We start from the raw sequence: 1,177 nt of genomic DNA on the forward strand, positions 1-1,177 counted from the left end.
CTTTACGCTGACATGGCGCTCACGCATGATGAAGCCATGCATCTTTACTTCATACATCAGGGGCAACTCCCTGACACTGAACCAGATTCAGCCGCCGATACCGCAACGCTAGCGCATGACTGGCAGGGTCCGCTACGTCTCAAGGACTGGCTTTCCGGCATGGGGCACAGCTTCAACACCAGCTTCCCGCTGGCAGGCGAAGCCTTGCCGGGCATCGATGATTTCCATGCGCTGGTGGTGCTGGATGGTCCGCAACGCCTGTCGAGCGCCGCACAGCCCGCCTCGCCCGCCGAACAGCAGTCGCTGCGCCTGCAGCGCAAGTTGATTCGGCGCACGCTGAACAGCAATCGCCCGCTGCTGGGGATTGGCCTGGGGGCGCGACTGATCGCCGAGCAGATGGGGGCGATCGTCTCGTCCGCCGTGGTGCCACAGCGTCGCTGGGCCACGCTGACGCGCAGCAACGAGTGCCCGCTGGGGCTACCCGCCGAGTTCGAGGCCTTGATGTGGCATGAGGAGATCTGCGGCCTGCCGGAAGACTGCGAGCTGCTGGCCAGCAGCGAGCATACGCCAGTGGCCGGCTTCAGCTGGGATGAGGGTCGCGTGGTGGCGCTCAACTTCCATCCGCACATGGATGCGGCGGCCACGCAGGACCGCCTGGCCCACCATCCCGCGCCCCTGGAGGGCAATGGCGTGCAGTCACGCGAGGCGTTGCTGGAGGACCCGAAGCGCTTTGATCGTCAGGCGGCCCTGCTGGACCGCCTGCTGGTGGACTGGCTGAATGCGTGAGCGCTGACGGCGCCCATGAGGAGTGTCAGCGCTGCCAGCGGTGATTGGCGCTCCACTCACGCGCGAAGGCAAGGCTGTTGTCCCAGTCGCCGACGTGCAGGAAGGTGCGCTCGTGCTTCTCGAGCTGATAGCGGTACATCGGGTCGTAATACTCGCTGAGCAGCGGCGCCAGCCAGCCTTCATGGGCAATGGGGTTGCCGCGCTTGTGCTCCTGGAAGGCGATGTCCTGCATGCGCACCAGACGAGCAAGGCGCGCACTGCCCAGGCGCTTGCGCAGACGCAGCAGCGCCTGACGCAGCTGGCGCTGCATCAGGGTCCAGCCGAGGAAGTCACCATAGTGACGACTGTAGGTGGACCACAGCCCCTCGATATAGTCCTTCTGAATCTGCAC

Annotated in this window: 1 protein-coding gene and 1 pseudogene; one reads left to right on the forward strand and one right to left on the reverse strand. The window is 65.0% G+C overall.

Features of this window, described 5'->3' with window-relative positions:
- A partial coding sequence (locus AC4FAH_RS10580) for a type 1 glutamine amidotransferase (RefSeq protein WP_490246004.1) occupies positions 1-786 on the forward strand: 786 nt, incomplete at its 5' end.
- A 25-nt stretch (positions 787-811) separates the two neighbouring features.
- On the opposite strand, the pseudogene AC4FAH_RS10585 reads toward AC4FAH_RS10580, so the two are convergent.
- Positions 812-1,177, reverse strand: a pseudogene (locus AC4FAH_RS10585) (tRNA 2-selenouridine(34) synthase MnmH); the annotation flags it as partial.

Source organism: Cobetia sp., from assembly GCF_983723665.1.